We start from the raw sequence: 18,750 nt of genomic DNA, 5'->3' as shown, positions 1-18,750 counted from the left end.
CTTCCAGAACCTCGCAGTTCCAGAACCTCGCGGTTCAGAAGACCGGCAGTGCGCAGAGCAAGTCGTCGTTTCTGACGAAGGCCCTGTTTCCGCCGACCGCGATCCCGTGGTGCTCGGCTTCGGGGAGCTCGTAGGTCCAGCCCTCCCACGCCGACTCCACGGTCACGGCGTTCACCTCGGTCCGGTAGTCGTCGTTGATCATGAACAGGCCAGTGCCCTGGAGGAGAATGAGGCTGTCGCCACTACTGCTGCCCGCCTGCTGGGAGTTCCAGACAGGGCTGCCATCGCTGACGGCCAGGCGTTCGGGAAGCATCCCGCCGGCCGCGTAGACCGACTCTCCATAGACGCTCACCGGGCCCCATTCCGCGGGCTTGCTGTACATGTCTTCGGTCCGGCGGGACCAGATCTTCTTGCCGTCGGTAATCCTGAACGCGGTCAGCGTCCTGCCGTTGACGTACACGATCCCGTCCCGCGCGGCGGGACTGAGTGAGGCCTTCTCCGCCTGGTCACGTCGCTCCCAGACGAAGCGGCCATCATCGGTCGCCACGACCAGCACGTGGCCGTCGACCGTCGAGAGCACCAGCCGTCCACCGCCGATGGCTGTCTTCACAGTGAGCTTGCCGCGGTACCGCGCCGGAACCTGTGCCGTCCAGCGGATCCGGGCGTCCGAGCGTCCGACGCTACGCAGCCGGTGGTCCCCGGTCACGACGTAGACCGCGTGATCGTCCGCGGTCAGGAGAGCCTTCGCATCGGCTGCCGCCGTCCACTTGGCTTCACCTGTGGAGGGGACGTACGTATGCAGCACTCCGTCGGCGTCCAAGGCCACCACCAGGCGGTCGGACAGCGAGAGATAGTGGCCGGGCAGTACACCTCCCGCCTCCCAACGCTGCTTCCCGTCAACGACGTTGTAGGCCGCGATCCCAGCATCTCCGTAGCCGGATTGCCCGATCACGACGACATCACGCACGGGCAGTGGAGCGCGGGAATCCTGGTCCACCACGCCACTCCGGCTCCACAGCGCCTTCGGGGACCCACCGACGATGTAGTCACCGTCATCTGCGGAGAGCAGTCGTGCCTTCGGTGTCGCTACGGCGGCCGGAATGTCGAACGGGTCGTCCTTCTTCTCCTGACGCGTCTGCTGCCGCAGCAACAACCATCCCGTCGTGCCGCCCCCTGCCGCGAGCACCGTGCCGCCGGCTGCGAAGCCGGTGAGCAGACGCCGCCTTGTAACGGTCGTCACAGTGCCCGTCGTAGGCGACGCGGTGAGCTCTCGTACCTGACGTTCTCGTTCCTTGATGTCGTCCGCCACCGGGCCTCTTCGCCACACCCGGTCGGTGTTCTTCGGCGGGGCGAACGCCGCGGCGATCTGTCCGGGGGCCGGCCGCGACACAGCGTCCTTGGCCAGGCAGGGGGCCATGAGCGCGTACAGCTGAGGGGACACGCCTTCCCAGCGCGGCTCCCCATGGACGACTTCGTACTGCACGGCGGCTACGTGCGTGCCCTCGAACGCGCGCCGTCCGGTGGCCGCGTACACGAGGACGGCACCCAGGGAGAACACGTCGGCTGCGGGCGTGACCCGCCGTCCCAGCACCTGTTCAGGGGCGCCGTACCCGGGCGTGACAGGGATCTGTCCGGTCGTGGTGAGGGTCAGGCCGTGCTCGGGGCGTGCGATGCCGAAGTCGATCACCCTCGGACCGGTGGACGTCAGCACGATGTTCTGGGGTTTGAGGTCACGGTGGACGAAGCCCGCCGCGTGAATGTCCGTCAGAGTGCGCGCGATCGACGCGGCCAGGACACGCAGGGCCGTCTCGTCGAGAGGTCCGTGTCCGGCAACGGCTTCGTCCAGGGTCGGCCCGGGGAGGAACTCAGTGGCGATCCAGGGGCGACCGCCCTCGGTCTGCGCGCCCAGGACCGCGGCGACGCCCGGGCTCCGTACCGCCTGCGCCGCGAGCGCCTCGCGGACGAAGCGCCGGCTGAGACCGGAGTCGTGGGCGAGTTCCGGGCGCAGCACCTTCACCGCAGCAACGGCCCCCGCACCGTCCTGGCCGACGTACACCTTGCCCATACCGCCTTCGCCCAGCACTCCGAGTAGGCGGTATGGGCCGAGGCGGATGGGGTCGCCCGTGCCCAGGGGTCTCATCTCTGACTGCCTTCTGTTCGGTTCATGGAGGACGACCGCTCACTCCAGGGGGTAAGCCGCCAGGAATTTGCCGCCCAGAGCGATGGTGACCTTGGCCTGCTCGTGGGCGATGAAGCGGTCCCCCGTGGTCTTGTAGGTTCTTGTGGGCGTGTGGGACGAAAGATCGATCGCCCAGAGCGCCGAAGAACGCTTGCTGTACGCGTGGTCGGCACCGATCACGGGTGCGGCGGTCAGATCCGCCTTCGCGCCGCCACCGCCCTTCTCCTCCCACTGCGTCCGCCCAGTGCGGGAATCGAAGGCGACGAGGCCGAGACCCTCCTCGACGGCATACACCACACCGTCTTTGACGGCTGGAAGGCCGTACCTACGACCGGGGCGTTCCGCCTTGGAGTCCCACACCTGAGTACCGTCCCTCAGCCGTAGAGCCTGCAACCGCCCGGTACCCAGGTACAGGTTCCCGGAGTCAGTCGCCAGCGGCCGCTGCACCCGGTCCGGCGCAACACCGTCAAAAGGCCTCTCCCAGCGAACAGCACCCGTACGCGTGTCTCGCACGACGATGCGGACCTTGCCGTTGTTGGTCTCCTGAAGAGCCACCAGGTCGTCGCCGACGACTCGGGCGGTGAGGAAGTGCAGACGCTCGGTCTTGTCCGGCCGCGAGGGCAGCGGCTTGGTCCACAGCCTCTTCCCCGTGCTGATCTCGACGGCGAAGAGGGACCAGGACTGGGATGCCAAGAAGTACGTGTCGTACTCTCCCCGGCCTGCCGCCGCATAGACGACGCCGTCAGCCGTACACAGCACCTGGTTGTAGGAGATGACACCGTTGAAGTCGGTGAACTGGGCGAACGGCTCGGCCGCTTTCCCCGAGACGAGGTTGACAGACGCGAGAATCAGGGGAAATCCCCCGGGCTTTCCCGCGTTGTACTCGGAACCTTCCGGTGCCACCATCCGGACGAGCCGCTCACCGTCCGTCGCGACCTGCCAGTGGCTCTCCATCAGGCGCGACGTCCATATGATCTTTCCCGTTCTGGCGTCGATCCCGCCCAGCCCCTGCCCTGCCACCAGCGTGACCAGGCTCCCCACGGCGAGCGGCACCATGGCTGGGACGGTGCCCCACGGTGGGTCGGCGACCTGACGCTGCCAGATCGAGTCGAGCTTCTTCTTAGGCAACAGGCTGTTGCTCGGGCCCGCCACGGGCGCCTCCCGCTCCGGCCCGGACCGCCGGCTCCATGCCCACGCGCCCGCCCCCGCGGCAACCGCTCCGACCGCCAGACCGCCGCCTGCCAGCAGCGCCCGCCGACGGGTCACGCTCGTGGTGGGCGCGGTCGCTGTCTCCGCCTGTGGTTCGGGCGGGGCCGGAAGCCGCCGAGGCGTGATCAGCCAGACCTCGGTGGCTCGGCGCGCCATCTCCGCGAGCAGGACATCAGGGAGGTGGTCTGCGAACTCGCCCGTTCCATCATGGAGTTGCGCGGCCAGCTCCACCGTGGTCGGCCGCCGGAACGGATTCTTGTCAAGGCACCGGCTCAGGATCTGCACCAGGCCCGCGGGTACGCCACTCAGGTCCGGATCGCCGTACCGGACCCGGTAGAGCAGATCCGCCGGCTGACCGTGGCCGAACGGACCGTGTCCGCAGGCGACGAAGACAAGCACGCCGGCGAGCGCGAACACGTCGCCTGCCGAGGTGTGCTCCTGTCCGCCCGCCTGTTCCGGCGACATGAAGGCCGGAGTGCCGACGGCGGCGCCGAGGCTGGTGAGGCGTTCGTCACCGATCGCTCGGGCGATTCCGAAGTCGATGACCTTCGGTCCATAGGCCGTGACCAGGATGTTGGACGGCTTGAGATCACGGTGCACTACGTCGGAGCCGTGCAGTTGGCCGAGGGCTCCGCACAGAGCGGCTCCGAGCGCGCGCACGGATGCCTCAGGCAGCGGTCCGGCGAGTTCAACCGCTTCGTCGAGGGGTGGCCCGAGTACGTACTCGGTGGCGAACCAGGGGACTTCGGCATTCGTGTCCGCGTCCAGGACCTTGGCGCCGTGCTGTCCTCCGATGACTCGGGCCGCATCGGCCTCCAACCGGAACCTGGTGCGCGAGGCGGGGTCCGTGGCGATGCCCGCGTGCATCGTCTTGATCGCAACGGTGCGTCCGCCCGCGGAGCGCGCCAGGTAGACCGTGCCCATGCCGCCGCTGCCGAGGCGGACCAGGGGGCGATACCCACCGAATGTCTGCGGGTCGTCGTGAGTGAGCGGAGTAGGCATACGGGCGTCGTCAGTCCTGGCGGGAGGTGGGCACGGTGGGGCGCGGGATCTCCGTGGCGAGTACGGCGGCCGACTGGTGGCAGAGGGCAGCGACCACGCGACTCGGCAGCCAACCCGGGCCGAGCAGGGCGGCGGCTCTCGTGGCGAACCCGGCACCGGTGGACTCGTGGGCCGCGTTGGGAGCGAACACGTCCAGGAGTTCCGCCAGTTGGGGCCGGGCCGCCGGATCCCGCGCAAGACAGCGGCTGATGACCGTGCGCACAGCGGGTGGGAGTTCGTCGCGTTCGGGGATCGTGTGGCCCGTCGCTGCGTACGCGAGTGTCGCGCCGAGCGCAAAGACATCGCCGAGAGGACGCGGGTGCCCGCCGGCCGCCTGCTCCGGCGGCAGGCTTCCCGGCTCGAGCCCCGGCAGGCCGGAGCGTGGCGTGCCGTCCGGTGCAGCGGTCCGTACGGCCCCGAAGCAGGTGAGGCGTGGCCCGTCGGCGGCGAGCAACACGGCGGCCGGTGACAGACCCGCGTACGTCAGTTCCTGCCCGTGCACAACGGCCAAGGTCTCGGCGAGTGCGGCCCCGAGCGCACGAACGGTTCGCTCGGCGAACGGCCCGCCATTGACAGCAAGGGCAGTGGGTAGAGGGAGGGCGGGCAGGTAGGGCCGCGCATGCCAGGCGGCTTCCCCCGGGGCGGCGCAGGTGGTTGCGGGCGCCACGTACGGCCCGAGGAGGTAGCGGGAGGCGTCAGCCTCCGCCATGAAGCGCTGAGGATCGGTGCCTCGAGGCGGAGCACCGAGCAGGACCGTGTGCTCACCGTCGTGGCTGCGGGCGATGTAGCGCCGCTCCGGCACTGGGATGCGGGTGTGTGGATCGTCCAAGGAGGTGATCAGGACGTACGGGCCGAACCGACGCGAGGCCGTGACGCCCGCCTGCGCCTGGCCGGTTTCAGCACCTGCCGCGTGCAACTGATTCCCCGTCCTTGTCTTCGCGATGTCGCGTCTGCGTCGGCGAAGGTGTTCCGATCCGCGCACTCGGACAGCGACAGGGTGGGCGCCTCCCGCGCGCGCCCACCCTGGAATCCGCTACGGCCGTCTTCCTACTGGAAGTAGCTGGCCGCCTTCTTGTCACCCTGCATGTACGTACCGCCCGACGTCGCGACGACGTGGCCGATACCGGTGAGCGCCTGGTGGATGTCGTTGGCTTCCTTGTCCCACCGGTGCAGCTTCTCGTTGAAGGTGTTCTGAGCGTCACCCTCCCAGTACTGAAGGCTGCTCACGACCAGCTTCTTGAGCTCCTGCAGGTCCTGCTCGAGCTGGCTCGCCTCATTACCGATCTTGGTAGCGGCGACATCGAGCCCGTCATAAGTGACTTGCAGCCCATCGGCGTTGTTGGCCATGCCTGTTTACCTCGTCTCGCTGGGTGTGCTTGGTGGCTGCCGGGTGCCCGGCAAATGTCTGAACGCCGCTCGGCTCAGTAGGAGCTGAGCGAGGACGACTGGACCGTCGGAGCGCCGTCCTGGACGTCGATCTTGCTGACCGCCGCGCGCACCTCGTCTTCCTTGCTGTCCTTGATGTTGCGGGTCGCGGTCATCGCCTCGATGACATCACCGAGGATTTTGCCGATGTTCTGCAGCGACTCGTTGATCTCGTACTGCTTCTTGTCGAACGCGGCGCGACCGATTCCCTGCCACTGGCCCTCGAGGCCGTCGATCACACCCTGAAGGCCGTGCACACGCTTCGTGATGCCTTCGTACTTCTCCAACATCTGCTTCTGGAGTTGGACTACTGCGGCATCTTCGAGCTTCTGCTTTCCGCCGGCCATGATCACCCTTTCTAAGGCTGTTATTGATTCGATTGTTCCGGCTCACCCCTGTGTTTGTTGCTTCACAGTGGTAAGCACGTAGTGCACGCCCTATCCGAACAGCACAGGGCCGTTGACGATTGAGGACGTTGAGGTCACCTGGCGCGACGTGCCCGCAGCACGGCCGCGCCTGCACCACCGATGACGATGACCGCGCCGGCTGCTCCCAGAGCGATCCACAGGGTGTTGCTGTCGCTGGAAGACTCCGAGTTCGATCCTGCGGCCGAAGTGCCGCCTGTGGAACCCTTTTCTGGGGCTTGTGACGCGGTTGATGCAGAGGAGGGTGCAGAAGAAGACGACGATGAGCTTGCGGACTTGGCCAGCAGGTCACCGCCATTCGCCTCCGCAAGAGGGTCAACGTTTGCAGGCCCGGCGTCGTAGTCGGATTTCTCAAGGACCATGCGCGGGCGAACGACCCCGTAGCCGAGATACTTGCTTGGGTCATCCTTATCGTATTTGCGGCCGGCGGTATCAATCAGGGCGCGAGTTACCTGGTTGACAGTCCAGTCGGGGTGAGCGGACCAGATCAGCGCGGCGGACGCTGACGCAATTGCCGCGGATGCGCTCGTGCCTTCAATGCCGCAGTACGAATCGAACTTCGCGTTGCACCACCCAGGGAAGTCCTGCCCCGGCGCCCCGAGGTCGACACGACCGCCAGAGGAAGAGAACTTCGACACCTTGCCAGATTCGTTGATCGACGCTACGCCAACCACATAGGGAAATGCCGCAGGATAATCGATGTAATTCTTGTCCGCCCCAGCATTCCCTTGGTTACCAACAGCAGCAATCAGCAACTTGCCCTTGGAAGCAGCATATTTGACTGCTTCCTCGTCCTCATCACTGGTCATGCCTCCGAACGACATGTTGATGATCTTCGCGTCGGTGTCGGCGGCCGCTCTGAGTGCCGTCGCAGCGTCGGGCGTTTTATCACGCTCTGACCCGCCTTTGAGGCCTTCGAGTTGGATGCGGTAGGGAACGATCTTCGCTCCCGGAGCCAAGCCTTTGAGGCTCCCCTCAGCACCGCTACCGGCGATCAGCTCAGCAATTGTTGTCCCGTGCCCGTTGTAGTCTTCCGTGGCGTGATACGCGACTGACTTCGGTACTTCGTCAGCCAGAACCTGCCCCTTGAGTGACGGCGTGTTCGCGTTCACCCCTGTATCGATGACGGCAACCTTGATGCCCTTGCCTGTGCTGGCCTTCCACATCTGCTCGGCCTTCATCGGTTTCAGGTACCACTGCTTCGACTGGGCGTCGTACGCAGCAGCATGGGGAGCGAACCCCACGCTCACAGCGGTCAGGGCGCCAAGGGCGGCGCCCACAGCGCGCGCTCGTCTACCACAGCGTGCCCTGAGGAGCGCAGTTCGCTCGACTCGCCGGCTGATCCCTGACTTCATTGTGTTCCGTGTCCTCGCTTGCGCTCAGTTGACGACCGGCGGCACATCACGCCGCGGTTTGTTGGGCAGGTGAGTCTCTTCGGCTTCGACCAGATAGTCAGGGCGCGACGAACCCTGAGCGTTGCTGTCATCGCCGGGTTTCCCGTTCTGACCAGGACCGCGCACGAGACCGGCACCACCACGCGTCATGCCGTTGCGCTCGGCTCCCGCAGGCGAGTTGCGTGTTGTCGGCCTGCCTGTGACAGCCTCCGGCGATCCGGCGCCCACACGAGAGTTGTTCGCGCCGGAACCGGGCCTCGTGGTGGGCTCCGGCGTTCCGAAGATGCCGCGCTGACCAGGCCGTCCGGATACGGACCGGGAATTGGCTGCTCCCTCGCCACCGACGACCGTGCCGCGAGGAATCCTCGATCCGCCCTTCGCTGACGCATCACCAGCAGCGGGGCGTCCTCCGACGACCCCGTTGGACCGACCGGCCCCAGTCGCCGGACCGCTGGCCGTCCGAGGCGTAGTCGTGCTGCCGGATCGCGGCGTGCCGCCGCTGATACCTCGTCCACCCATAGGGGACGACTTCGCCCCAGAGGCAAGGCCCTTGGCGGCCGACTGACCGGTCGATGTGGCGCGCCCCATCTGGTTCGTGGAGCCTTGCCCCCCAGAGCGGCCAGGGCTCGGATTGTTCAGTCCAGACGTGCCAGTACGCCCTTGAGCGGACGAAGGAGTACGCAAGCCGCCTGAACCACCCAGATTCCTGCTCTGTGAGCGATTAGTGAGAGGAGTCCCCAACCCACCCTCGAACGAGCTCGGTTGGCCGCCAGTTGGCGCAGGGGTGCCCAATGTCGGCGGGGTGTGGCCGGTCACGGGTGGCGTCGTGGACGGCGGCAAGGTGCCGACACTGTCGATGTTCGTGCCGACGGTGATGTCCGGGTGGGCAACTCTGCCCGTGACGTCCTTCGAAGGCACTGGCGTGTCGCTCGTGTCATGCGCACCGACGCGCGTCGCCTGCTCGACCGTCGGGTGATGGCTCCCGACCGACGCCGGCCCGCTGTTTTCCGATGGACCCACGACCTGGTAGACGTGAGGCTTGGGCACGCCCACATCCGGCATGGCCTTGAACGTCGGCGGAGTAGCGTCCTTCAGCTGCCCCTCGGACACGACGTAGTAGGACGCCAGCCGATTCATCTGGTTGATCGCCTCTTGGCGATCCTTTTCCACCCGTACTGCAGCGTTGTACTCGTCCTTGTTCGCGACTTTCTCGGCCTCGGTGAACTGTTCGGGCTTCCGCTGATCAGGTCGCGTGTCACGAGACGGCATGGACCCACGCACTGAGGCCAGGCCCATACCGGCGGCGGTGATCTGGTCACCAGCGTTTCCGGCGAAGGTACTGAGGGCTCGAGTGCTCGTTACCAGAGCCTTGCCCCATCCACGAAAGGCGTCACCCGACTCCCCGGTCCAAGGAAGCTTGTCGATGCGCCCGTCGAGTTCGTCGGCGGCCTCTGTGATGGCATCACGCGCGTCCCACAGGGCCTTGCCCGAGGTCTCCAGGTCCTCCGGGTCGGTGCCCTCGACGAGGTCGAGCATCTGATTGAGTGTGAGGTTCTGCTGGTCGAAGTCCGTCTTCTCCCAGACCTGACCCTTATGCGGGTTCGCCTCGGCGATCATGATGACGACACCGTTCACCATCCGGGTGAACAGCCCACCCTGTGACAGATGCTCGCCCGTCCTGGTGACATCGGTGAAGGTGTTCTCCGCGGAGACCCGTTGCACATCCTGCGCGTGCTTGTCAGTCATCGTTACAGACTCCCGGAGTCGCCAGTGCCGGTGTGCTGCCCGCCATCCTTCGCGCTTTGGATCTGCCGGATCTGCGTCTGAATCTGCCAGAAGCGCTGACGCTGTTCCTCTTCGAGCCCCTCGAAACCGTGCTTCGCACCAAGCACCGCGATCCCGATCGCCTCGATCTGCAGATGGAGGGTCCGGGAAAGATCGGTCAGCTCTCGGTGGACCCGGTTGTACTCCTTGTACAGGCCCTCTGCCGCGCCAAAGCTGTGCGACCCACTGCTCAAGGAGGTCTGCTTGATGGTCTGAGCACTCACCTTGGTCGGGTTACCGGCCGACCCTTCGAGCTTGCGGAGTGCCGCATCCACCTTGTCCACAAAGTCCTGCAGCATGTCGTTACGGACGTCCAGGTCCGTCGCCCCACTCGCGGACGCGGCCCCCGCCGTGTCGTCCGGTCGGCCCACGACACCCCTCCCCGTTTCCCCGTACACCCATCAGCCCCAACCAGTCCGGGACCGACCAACCCACTCGCCGTACGATTGCAAAGCAAGCCATGTCTCACAACGCGTTTACCACTGTAGTCAACCTGTACAACGGGGCCAACAGCGTTGTGTGTTAAGTCGGTTACGAGACTCAGGCAGGCGTAGTACTTTGCCCGACTTGCGAGTTTGCGTCAGCTGGTTGCTGAGACACCTCGCCGTGCGGAGCCAAGGTGCTGACCAATCGTGACCACTGTCGGTGCCGACGGAACAGCGCACTTCGCGATCTTCATCAAACTTCTACAGGAGACCGATCACGACTGCGCAGCAACCCCCTCCAGCACTCGCTGGCTTGCTAGCGTGCTGCACTCCTGTGCCGCGCATAGCATGGGACAAGTGGGGGCAGCTCAAGTTACAAGCTGTCGAACGAGGTTCGGCGCACATGCGCCTGAACCAGTTTGCGCCATAGGGGCTGTCGTCAAGTCGGCATCGCGCGACGACGATCTGCCGTCGCGGCTGGCGATCTTGCCCGATCCACGTGACCGGCGCCGCAAGTGTTACCCGTTCGTGAGGGTTCTTGGCCTGCTCCGCGGCCATGTGCGGGGCTTGGCCCTACCACAGCGTTCGGGCAGTGGGCTCGAAGCGCTCCGCAGTACACCCTGTCCCGGCACGGCGCCCAGACCGTGTTCCCTTCACCGTTCGCATCGCGACGATCCGCCGGATGATCAACCGGGTGTCCAGGTGGTCTCGCCGACCTGCTGGGGGCGATCCGTCCGACGCCGACACCCTGGCGGTGGATGGCAAGAGCGCCCAGGGCTCGCGCCACGTCGACGCTCCCGCCGCGCATCTGCTCGCCGCCATGACCGGTGAGGGATGACCGTCACGCAGTCGCGGGTGCCGGACAGGACGAATGAAATCACCTGCTTCGCAGGCCCGTTGGCCCCGGTCGACCTGACCGGGATCACCGTGACGGCCGATACCCTGCATGCACAACACGGCCATGCACGCTTCCTGGTCGAGGACAAGAAGGTGCACTGCGCGCTGTGCGTGAAGCAGAACCAGGCCTGCTTCTACGAGCGGCTGTACACGCCGCTCCTGGGCGGAGGTGACCGCGAAATTCTACGACCGTAGCGGGGCAGCCGGCCGCAAAGAGACCCGCGTGAACATCGCCACGTTGCGCAGCTTCGCGATCAACCCCCCTCCGCGCAGCCGGGCACCACGACATCCCCTCCGCGAGATGTCCTACCAGACCGCCCCCTGGCTCTCCTCGGACCCCGCTGACCAGGACCGATGCGTAAGCAGCCAGACTTTGAAACCGCCCTGGGCAGGGCCGAGTTCTGCAGCCTGCCGCAATCCGTGAACGCTGGGTAGTCGGCCACCGGTCGGTGTCACACGTACGTGTCCATCCGCGAACCTCCACAACCGGCAATCTCCACATCGCAGACATGATCCTCAATCCGCCATGGTCCGAGTTGCTAACTTGATGAGCTACCGCAGACCGGACGGCAGCGTATGTCGACGCTGGGGCCGGGAACAGAGCGCACGGGGGAAGAGGTCCACCAATGGCATGGGATGAGTGGGAAGCACTCAAGGCCAAGCACGAGCCGACAAACATGCAGTTGAACGGCGTGCCCGACGGGGATGGCACGTACGGGCCGTACGTGGTGCCGAGTCAGACCGGCGACCTAAAAGTCGGCCACGGTGATCTGGCCAAGATTGGTAAGAGCGCGCACGAGCTTTACAACCAGCTGTGGGATAAGGCGCGCGTCAGCATCTCCAGCAGCGACTCGGCGGCGAGCAACCTGTCGAAGCAGGGCTTCGCCCTCGGAAGCGGTCTGCAGCATGTATCCAACCGTTGGGACGAGCAGCTGAAGTCCCTCATGGATGCCTGCGCTCAGATCTCGAACCATATGCAGACCACCAAGAAGGTCCATGCTGGCGACGAGCACTACATCCAGCGGCAGATGAGCAGTATTGACGCACTAGACGCTGGATTTGATGAACGGGTCGGCGAGCCGGGCGCGAAGAACCATTACGGCAAGCAGGACAAGGGAGAGAAACCCGGCGGATGACGACGCAATGCCTGTCCGCCTGCCTTTCTCATCCCCACGTAAGGACCCGTATCTGTGGATCTCGACACGCTACGCTTCGCCAACTTCTCCACGATCAACGAGGCCGTAACAGACTGGTCGACACTGGTCAGAAATCTTGAAGACCTCCAGAAGCAAGCCGAACAAGGGCTGCATCAGGCCGCCAACAAGGCCAATTGGGCCGGTGTCAACGCTCAGGTCACCAAGGAGTTCATCGGCAAGACCGCCGGCGAGTTCGCCGACGCCCACAAACAGGCGAAGACGATTCACAGCATCCTCAGTGACACGGTCGGAGAGCTGAAGCAATACCACGACGACCTCGAGGCAGCCATCGAGCGAGGCCAGAAGAAGAACTTGACCGTAATGGATACCGGCAACGGGAGCTTCACGGTCACCATGAACATCCACCCTGACCGAGCCGCGAAAGGCACTGCCGTCCCTGAACACGACCAGAGCGACGTCACAGCTCTACGGGACGAGGTGCAGGATATCCTACGGAAAGCGACCGAGAGCGACAACTCAGCCCAGACAGTACTGAAAGCAGTCGCCGACCAGGCCGAGATGGGTTTCTCCGACGCCAATTACAAGGATCGGGACACCGCGGCAGATGCCCTCAAGGAAGCAGACGAGCTGGCCAAGCTCGCGAAGAAAGATCCAGACGACCTCACGGTCAAGGAATTCGACCGCCTAAATGCCGGGCTGAAAAAGTTTCACGATGATCCGCTGTTCGCAGAGCGCTTCGCCACCGATCTCGGCCCGAAGAAAACTCTGGAATTCTGGGCCGGGGTCGCTGATCCGCAGGTAGCACCCGACCTAACTCGCGAACGACGCGAAAAGTTTGGTGAATTGCAGAACAATCTGAGCCTGACGCTGGCTACAGCGAGCCAGAGCGACGCAACAGCGATGACGCAGTGGAAGCGCGACGCCATCGAGCTGGGTGACCACCAAGTCGGCCACCGAGGAAACGTCCTTGGATTCCAGGTAATGAGTAACCTCATGCGCGCAGGAGACTATGACGACTCCTTCATGACCGAATACGGCAAGCGTTTGATGGCGACCGAACGGAAATTCACAGACGATGGCCAGCACACTGCCTGGCAGCAGTTGGGCCCCGACCCCTATCTAAACCGGATGGGCGGCGATACGGGATGGGACCCGATGAACGGATACCTGAAGGGACTATCCAACAGCCCGGATGCCGCTACCGAGTTCTTCAACGATAACTTCATCCCGAAGGACGACGATCACAAACACGCTGTCTCCAACTTCAAGTACCTCTTTGAAGAGCGTCACTGGCCCCAGGCAATCGAGAACGATTTCAGCGGCCACGGGAGTGACGACGGGCGAAACAACCTGGCATCGGCTCTGGAGGCCGCGACGACTGGGCATCCCGCGGGGGAAATCCCCACACTCGACACCCCGGCACACGACAAGGAACAGGCCAAACTCTTCAATTCTATAATTTCCTCGGTGGGAGACGATCCGGAACGGATCACCGGTCGCGATTACATGTCTGACAGCATGGGCCAGATCGCTTCCGAATATCTCCCGGACATCAACCGGGCCACCACTGACGTGAGCAGGGATTCGAAAGACTGGGAGCAAATCGAGAAGCTTTACCCGATCGCAGGTGCGGATTCCGGAGTGCACCATCGAGACGTGAGCAAGTTCCTTTTTGCCGTTGGTCAAAATCCAGCAGGGTACGCCGCCGTCGAAGTTGGGCAGGAGGCCTACATGTCCAAACTCATGGCGTATCACCTCGATCCGGACCTCCCAACGGATCAGCGCTTTTCTCAGGATCAGGAGACCACCGTCAAATATATCTCCGAGCGATCCGGTGAGGTGTCGGGTGTTCTAGGCCTCGGACGGCAGGAGGAAATCGCAAAGCCAGCCAGCGAAACGGACAGCGACTACGACTACAGTGTCTCGCAACGGAAGAACTTGATCTCGGGTGGAGTGGGTACGGCCGTTGGTGTGGGAACGTCGTTCGTCGCAACTCCCTGGGTCGGTGCGGTTGCTGGCGGCGCGGCTGGGACAGTCACCAGCGTGGTTTTGGAACATGTCTTCAAGGACGCCGAAGGGCATGCGCTTGAGAACGCCAGCGAAGAAATGGGAAGCCGCTGGCAGGCTGGCCTGACGAGAAACAATGAATACGTAGCCCTGGGTGCGCAAACTGCAGCCGACAGGTATCACTTGGCGAATTCTGACGACATCGGAACGTGGGCTCGAGAAGGTGCCCGCCAGGGCTACATCAACTCCCGTTCTATTTTGCAAGGCCAAGCTCCCGGCAGCACAACCCCTTCTTGAAACCAAATGAGTTGCGAGAGAGCAATGAATGCTACCTTGATCCATCGTCACGGCCATCGGACGGGGGCAGCTATTGCAATATCTGCCCTTCTCGTCGCACTCTCGGGATGCTCCGAGGATGAGCAGAAACGCGAATACACCACCCCACAGTCCCTGTGTGGAACCGCGATCGATGCTGGAGAGCTCTCCAAGTTCCTCCCTCCCGGAAAGAAAATCTCAACGAAGGCAACGGACACTACATCCACAGCCAGTCGATGCTCTGTTTCGGTGGACGGAAAAAGGATCATCTATACCGCCCAAGAGTGGTGGAATGAAATGACGGTACTAGAATTCTCCCAAGGTCTAACCCTCGACAAGTTGGATCACCAGACAGACGACGGACGTTTCGCCTACTCGGGGAATCAAGCTTTCGGTAAAACAGAAGAATGCCGCAATAACCAACGCGATGACCAGGTCCTCTACACTGCTATTCAAGCCGTCGGCTCAAAGCACAGCGACGCGGCAGCCATGAAGAAGCTGATCATCGGCTACACCAAGGCGGTTGAACAATCCAGCGCTTGCCGGTGAGACTGAGACAGCGGGTGCCTGTCACGACATGACAGTGGGGGCTGGCGGGCCGCGCGAACGTCCGACGCACCTGGGCGCTTTCACCCCAACCGCCTGCACTCCCACCGCGCCCACCACGCCCGCTGCGTCGTCCGCATCGAACGGGTCTGACCATGGGCCACAGCGCTCACCATCTACTGGAGAAGGCTCCCCCAGCTCCCCAGCTCCCCGGCGCCCGAGTGAAGCAAGAGTTATGTCGTCAGCGATCCTGAAATCAGTACGCCGCGCATGCCGCTGCGTTCCGGAGAGATCGCCCACCACAGGTGAGAATCTCCTGCGAATCCTCACGGTTGGCAACCTGGTGCAGTGCGTGTGAGTAAGTCGCGCGAGGTGACTGACATCAATGAACGCCGGGCCTACCAACTCGAGCAGCGGGCCTCAGCAGTCACCGCCTGATCGAAAGCGGCGCACCTCGCAAGCGCATGCGACTCCCCTTCCTCCACTAGTGCCTCTTTTCCCGGTTTCTGTCATTTTGCCTCGCATACAGATGGTCTTCACTATTTGAGCGGCGCACGAAGAACCCGCGCTGACGATGGTTCGCCGCCTAGACATCGAGGAAGCGTCAGTTCACGGGAGCACATGGAGTCCGCAATAATCTCGGGTCATGGAGCAACTGCTAGGGATCTTGGCGAAGGTGGTCTTCTTCGCTTTCATTGTCGGGATGTTCACCCTCGTCATCTGGGTGTTCGTGCGTAGCAACAAGGAGGACAAGCGGATCAGGCGTGCCTGGGCGGAACTCCCGCAGGTCGCCGTAGCGCGCGGCTGGACCTATGAACAACGCGCGCGAGGGCAGGCCACTCAATACTGCGGTGTGGGCCCCATGCCTGGCAGCGGTTCGAACCTGAGTGCTTGGCACTACATCACAGGGGAGTTCCGAGGCCACTCCTTCAAGTGTTTCGAGCACCGCTACAACAGTCCCATGTCCGGGAATGCTGGCGAACGCAAGCGGCCCACCATCGAAGCCATTTTCATGATCGCGTTGCCCGGGTCGGGGCAGCCTGTGGAGATTCTTCGGCCGGGCAAGACGGACGTACTGCTCGACCGGAGGCCTCGGATGCAACTCGGCATAACAGAATTCGATGACACCTTCCGGGTCGTCACCACCAAAGACGAGGATTTCGCCCGGGGCATACTGAGCGGTTCCATGACGTCTTTCCTGCTCATGGACCCGCGCAGCAGGAAGTCCCCTCTCCAGCTGCGTGACAACGAATTGTTCACGTGGTACACGGGCACACTGTCTCGGCAGGACCTGGAAGAGAAGCTGAACTACCTGTGCGACGTGCGCGACCAGATTCCCGCACAGGTATGGACGGGCGCCTAACTAATACTCCAGTAGCAGTTCGAAGTTTCCGCTGTTCAGGGGCGGTTTGGGTCAGTGTACTGGGCTGGGCTCCGGCCGGTGTTCTCTATCCCGCGCTGCGCCTCAATCGTGTAAAGCCGCCGTTGGTAATGACACAGGCGAGGGCAATCCCCTGGAGTGATCAACGAGCATGCAGTTGAAACCATCTCGAGCAAGGCTTCCTGCGCATCCGCCAGCGCTTCCAGCGGGTCGAGCCTGGTCGGGAATGTCCTCCTTCAAGGCCCGCCAGAACGCTCTTGTCCAGGCGTCGAACGGACTTCAGGCCGCCGGCACCCCAGTTGGCGTGGATCCGACGGACATGCAGTGTGACGTGACACAGCAGACAGGCGAGGGCTTCGACCACGGTAAGTAGGTGGTGCGACTGCTGGCGGTGCCGCCAGCGCAGTCAGCAGATTGGACCTCGAAGAACTTCTTCAGGATGCGGAAGGCCACGCAAAGGAAAGCGCGGGACCTATTAGGGGGAGAAGTGAGGAAGCGGTCTCAATCAGAACGCGTCATATACCGAGAACGCTGCAGAAGTTGCGGCCAAGGCACACAACGAACTGACCTGCAAGACACAAATATTGACGAGAAGGCACGCGTAGCTGCGCAGCAGGGATTTAGGGATGCCGGCGTCAATGCTGAGTACATGGCACCGCACCTCAAGACCGAAATCTGAGACCCCGCGAGAGGAGATACCCATGTTCGACCCCCGACTCCCCTCAACCATACGACTCGTCCGAGCGTCAGTTACAGTTGCCGTCGCCCTGGCCGGGTCCCTGCTGCTCTCAGCATGCTCGAGCAGCGGCAATGACGAGAAGAACTATTCAGTCCCCGTCGCTCTATGTGATATTTCCTCGGATCCCAAACTTCTAAATCCCTTCCTGCCGGGAGGCGATTCGATCAGCGTAAAGTCGTCGTATCCAAATGGGGGCACGCAGCAATGTGACGTGATAATCGACGGCGATATCGCGGTACGTGAAACCCAGACGTGGTGGAGTGACGGAGAGAGTGCTGCCACTGTCGCGGGTGCGTACGACAGGACTGAGAATAGCCAAGTAACCGACGACGATCGGTATCTCTATTCAGGCACTGGCGGTGTGGGGAAGACCGCGGCATCCTGTAAGTCCGCGAAGCATCCCGATCAGGACCTGTACGGCGTAACCCAGGTGTTCACCCCCGACCGGGTTGATCCTGACACAATGAAGAAGCTGATCATTTCCTTCACTAAGGCACTTGAGAGTTCTAGTGCATGCCGTTGATTACTAAACGTAATTCTTCCGCAGTGCTTAATCGGTGAGTTGTGACAGCATTTCTGGAAAAGTTCACCACTAATTTTGCACAACGCTCCCACCAGGTCCAGGAGGGGAAAACCCCCTCATCAACTTTGAATGACGTCTGAGTCTCCGAGCGAGCCCTCCGTCCACGACCTGATCGCCCTTCGCGCCGCCTAGCCCGCTCGACATCGCCGTCGGCACCCGGACATGCCTCCTGCGAACCTTCACAATTGGCAGGCAGACATACACGTCCTGTCCGTCCCTCGGGGCGGCAGCTGAAGCCGCAGAAGGCTCTGGGCTCCCGACCGCCACCCGACGGCCGGACCCTCGATGAAGAGCAGGAAGTAGGGCCACCCATAGCCTCTGGGCCCGCGGCATCCAGCACATCCTCGCAGCGTTACGCGACCTCCCACCCTCACCAACACCGGGCATTGCAGGCGAAAAACCCGATTGCGCAGCGGCCGGGCCCCGCTGCCTAATCAGGGTCGGTTTACGGCGTCGCTCACGTCCGCCATAGTCTTGTGTCATGGAGCAACTGGTAGGGATTCTGGTGAAGGGGCTGCTCTTCGCTTTCATCGCGGGCATGTTCACCCTCGTCTTCGTGATGTCCAGACGTGGACGAAAGCAAGCGGCGCAGGTCGGGGAGGAGTACGCACAGCTTCCCCGAATGGCTGCGGAACGCGGCTGGGCCTACACGGCGCGTGCGCAGGGGCAGATCGATCAGTACTGCGGCGTAGGGCCCTTCCCCCGCTCCGGCGAGAACCTGCGCGCTTACCACTACACCACGGGACAGTTCCGTGGCCGTTCCTTCAAGTACTTCGAGTACCGATACAACAATCCCATGTCGGGCGGTGAAGTTGCGGAGCGTAAGCAGCTCATCGTCGAATCGGTCTTCGCCGTCACGGCGCCCGGCCCTGGACCGAAGGTGGAGATATACCGCCCGGGCAAGCTGGACGGGATGATGGACCGGAGGACCAAGATTCAGCTCGGAGTACCGGAGTTCGATCAGGAATTCTGCATCGCCACCAAGGACGAGGCGTCTGTTCGCGGCGTTCTGAGTGGTGACCTGGTGCCCTTCCTGCTCTCGGACCCGCGAGCCAAGGATTCCCCGATTGCGTTGCGTGGCGATGACCTGTTCACGTGGTACACCGACACCTTGTCTCCGCAGGCTGTCGAGGAGCGGTTGAACTTCCTGTGCGATGTGCTGGAACGGATTCCGGCACAGGCTTGGACTGCCGCCTGAGTCGG

Annotated in this window: 16 protein-coding genes; 8 read left to right on the top strand and 8 right to left on the bottom strand. The window is 63.4% G+C overall.

Annotated elements, in window-relative coordinates; translation table 11 throughout:
- Nucleotides 1-34 precede the first annotated feature (34 nt).
- The 8 genes from OHA64_RS34430 to OHA64_RS34395 form a co-directional block, all read right to left on the bottom strand.
- Entirely contained in the window at nucleotides 35-2,140 is a 2,106-nt protein-coding gene (locus OHA64_RS34430) for a protein kinase domain-containing protein (RefSeq protein ID WP_405619859.1), read from the bottom strand.
- A 39-nt stretch (nucleotides 2,141-2,179) separates the two neighbouring features.
- Complete coding sequence (locus tag OHA64_RS34425) at nucleotides 2,180-4,390, bottom strand: protein kinase domain-containing protein (protein WP_405619857.1); 2,211 nt, start codon at nucleotides 4,388-4,390, stop codon at nucleotides 2,180-2,182.
- A gap of 10 nt (nucleotides 4,391-4,400) precedes the next feature.
- Entirely contained in the window at nucleotides 4,401-5,345 is a 945-nt protein-coding gene (locus OHA64_RS34420) for a serine/threonine protein kinase (RefSeq protein WP_405619855.1), read from the bottom strand.
- A gap of 131 nt (nucleotides 5,346-5,476) precedes the next feature.
- Complete coding sequence (locus tag OHA64_RS34415; protein WP_405619853.1) at nucleotides 5,477-5,776, bottom strand: WXG100 family type VII secretion target; 300 nt, start codon at nucleotides 5,774-5,776, stop codon at nucleotides 5,477-5,479.
- Between the two features lie 74 nt (nucleotides 5,777-5,850).
- Nucleotides 5,851-6,201, bottom strand: a complete 351-nt coding sequence (locus OHA64_RS34410; protein ID WP_405619851.1) for a WXG100 family type VII secretion target — start codon at nucleotides 6,199-6,201, stop codon at nucleotides 5,851-5,853.
- 134 nt (nucleotides 6,202-6,335) lie between these two features.
- Nucleotides 6,336-7,559, bottom strand: a complete 1,224-nt coding sequence (locus OHA64_RS34405) for a S8 family serine peptidase (protein WP_405619849.1) — start codon at nucleotides 7,557-7,559, stop codon at nucleotides 6,336-6,338.
- A gap of 99 nt (nucleotides 7,560-7,658) precedes the next feature.
- Nucleotides 7,659-9,419, bottom strand: coding sequence for a hypothetical protein (locus tag OHA64_RS34400; protein WP_405619847.1), 1,761 nt, complete (start codon nucleotides 9,417-9,419; stop codon nucleotides 7,659-7,661).
- Nucleotides 9,420-9,421: 2 nt separating this feature from the next.
- On the bottom strand, nucleotides 9,422-9,868 hold the full coding sequence (locus OHA64_RS34395) for a hypothetical protein (protein ID WP_405619845.1): 447 nt from the start codon (nucleotides 9,866-9,868) through the stop codon (nucleotides 9,422-9,424).
- Nucleotides 9,869-10,616: 748 nt separating this feature from the next.
- On the opposite strand from OHA64_RS34395, the gene OHA64_RS34390 reads away from it, so the two are divergent.
- From OHA64_RS34390 to OHA64_RS34355, 8 genes are all read left to right on the top strand, one after another.
- Nucleotides 10,617-10,760 carry a hypothetical protein gene (locus tag OHA64_RS34390; protein WP_405619843.1) on the top strand — a complete coding sequence of 48 codons (144 nt, stop codon included), beginning with the start codon at nucleotides 10,617-10,619 and terminating at the stop codon, nucleotides 10,758-10,760.
- The gene (locus OHA64_RS34385; protein ID WP_405619841.1) at nucleotides 10,757-11,014 is read left to right on the top strand and encodes a hypothetical protein; all 258 of its coding nucleotides are present in this window, start codon (nucleotides 10,757-10,759) and stop codon (nucleotides 11,012-11,014) included. The genes OHA64_RS34390 and OHA64_RS34385 overlap by 4 nt, the downstream gene beginning before the upstream one ends.
- 431 nt (nucleotides 11,015-11,445) lie before the next feature.
- On the top strand, nucleotides 11,446-11,955 hold the full coding sequence (locus tag OHA64_RS34380) for a hypothetical protein (RefSeq protein ID WP_405619839.1): 510 nt from the start codon (nucleotides 11,446-11,448) through the stop codon (nucleotides 11,953-11,955).
- A 54-nt stretch (nucleotides 11,956-12,009) separates the two neighbouring features.
- The gene (locus OHA64_RS34375; RefSeq protein WP_405619837.1) at nucleotides 12,010-14,280 is read left to right on the top strand and encodes a hypothetical protein; all 2,271 of its coding nucleotides are present in this window, start codon (nucleotides 12,010-12,012) and stop codon (nucleotides 14,278-14,280) included.
- Between the two features lie 24 nt (nucleotides 14,281-14,304).
- On the top strand, nucleotides 14,305-14,847 hold the full coding sequence (locus OHA64_RS34370; RefSeq protein ID WP_405619835.1) for a hypothetical protein: 543 nt from the start codon (nucleotides 14,305-14,307) through the stop codon (nucleotides 14,845-14,847).
- A 643-nt stretch (nucleotides 14,848-15,490) separates the two neighbouring features.
- Complete coding sequence (locus tag OHA64_RS34365; protein WP_405619833.1) at nucleotides 15,491-16,207, top strand: hypothetical protein; 717 nt, start codon at nucleotides 15,491-15,493, stop codon at nucleotides 16,205-16,207.
- A 719-nt stretch (nucleotides 16,208-16,926) separates the two neighbouring features.
- Nucleotides 16,927-17,487 carry a hypothetical protein gene (locus tag OHA64_RS34360; RefSeq protein ID WP_405619831.1) on the top strand — a complete coding sequence of 187 codons (561 nt, stop codon included), beginning with the start codon at nucleotides 16,927-16,929 and terminating at the stop codon, nucleotides 17,485-17,487.
- A gap of 541 nt (nucleotides 17,488-18,028) precedes the next feature.
- Entirely contained in the window at nucleotides 18,029-18,745 is a 717-nt protein-coding gene (locus tag OHA64_RS34355; RefSeq protein ID WP_405619829.1) for a hypothetical protein, read from the top strand.
- Nucleotides 18,746-18,750: the final 5 nt, after the last annotated feature.

The organism is Streptomyces sp. NBC_00076 (assembly GCF_045041235.1).
In the GTDB taxonomy this organism is placed as follows: Bacteria; Actinomycetota; Actinomycetes; order Streptomycetales; family Streptomycetaceae; genus Streptomyces.
This window is presented reverse-complemented; position numbering and strand designations above follow the sequence as displayed.

Excerpts from the sequence above, each read along its gene's own strand:
- OHA64_RS34400 (WP_405619847.1), bottom strand. The coding sequence starts at position 9,419 with ATGACTGACAAGCACGCGCAGGATGTGCAACGGGTCTCCGCGGAGAAC.
- OHA64_RS34415 (WP_405619853.1), bottom strand. The coding sequence starts at position 5,776 with ATGGCCAACAACGCCGATGGGCTGCAAGTCACTTATGACGGGCTCGAT.
- OHA64_RS34355 (WP_405619829.1), top strand. The coding sequence starts at position 18,029 with ATGGAGCAACTGGTAGGGATTCTGGTGAAGGGGCTGCTCTTCGCTTTC.
- OHA64_RS34385 (WP_405619841.1), top strand. The coding sequence starts at position 10,757 with ATGACCGTCACGCAGTCGCGGGTGCCGGACAGGACGAATGAAATCACC.
- OHA64_RS34370 (WP_405619835.1), top strand. The coding sequence starts at position 14,305 with ATGAATGCTACCTTGATCCATCGTCACGGCCATCGGACGGGGGCAGCT.
- OHA64_RS34365 (WP_405619833.1), top strand. The coding sequence starts at position 15,491 with ATGGAGCAACTGCTAGGGATCTTGGCGAAGGTGGTCTTCTTCGCTTTC.
- OHA64_RS34380 (WP_405619839.1), top strand. The coding sequence starts at position 11,446 with ATGGCATGGGATGAGTGGGAAGCACTCAAGGCCAAGCACGAGCCGACA.
- OHA64_RS34430 (WP_405619859.1), bottom strand. The coding sequence starts at position 2,140 with ATGAGACCCCTGGGCACGGGCGACCCCATCCGCCTCGGCCCATACCGC.
- OHA64_RS34360 (WP_405619831.1), top strand. The coding sequence starts at position 16,927 with ATGTTCGACCCCCGACTCCCCTCAACCATACGACTCGTCCGAGCGTCA.
- OHA64_RS34410 (WP_405619851.1), bottom strand. The coding sequence starts at position 6,201 with ATGGCCGGCGGAAAGCAGAAGCTCGAAGATGCCGCAGTAGTCCAACTC.
- OHA64_RS34425 (WP_405619857.1), bottom strand. The coding sequence starts at position 4,390 with ATGCCTACTCCGCTCACTCACGACGACCCGCAGACATTCGGTGGGTAT.